At 39.8% G+C, this 613-nt stretch carries 1 protein-coding gene; it reads left to right on the top strand.

Features of this window, described 5'->3' with window-relative positions:
• Positions 1-240 precede the first annotated feature (240 nt).
• Positions 241-613, top strand: a 373-nt coding sequence (locus CYP05_RS04360; RefSeq protein ID WP_181001170.1) for an EscU/YscU/HrcU family type III secretion system export apparatus switch protein, incomplete at its 3' end; no start/stop codon positions are given.

The raw sequence follows: 613 nt of genomic DNA on the forward strand, positions 1-613 counted from the left end.
GTAAATCATTGCATATTCGTCCAAAAGTAGCTCTTCATCGCTTTTTGGCGGTTTTTTGGCTCTAATAATGTTAAATATGTTTTCTAAAAATGACATTTTGCATGCTCCTTATTTTTGCTAATTTTAGCCAAAAACGCCTAAAATGGCTAAGTTTTTTGAGTTGCAAAAGTTAAATTTAGTGGATAGTTTAACCGCATTTTGGCTATAATCGCCCCAAATTTAAGCGAGCTTAGGACAAAAATGGCAGGCGAAGATCAGGAAAAAACCGAAGAAGCGACCCCCAAAAAGATAGAAGACGCCAAAAAGGACGGCAACGTCCCCAAAAGTCAGGATCTATCGGGCTTTGTGACCCTAGTTATTGCTATTGGTGTGCTGCTTGCGATGCTAAATTTCATGAAAGATCAGGTCATCTCACTTTACATCTACTACTCTAAATTTATCGGTCAGCCACTGACTTTGCCAACGGTGAAAATGATCGTTGTAAATACCTTTGGCAGGGCTCTTTTGATGATCCTGCCAGTTTGCATCTGCGTCGCGGTTGCCGGCATAATCGCAAATGTAATGCAGTTTGGTTTTATATTTACCACAAAGCCTATAACGCCAAATTTTGGCA

The sequence above is a fragment of the Campylobacter concisus genome (assembly GCF_002913545.1).
GTDB lineage: Bacteria > Campylobacterota > Campylobacteria > Campylobacterales > Campylobacteraceae > Campylobacter_A > Campylobacter_A concisus_AV.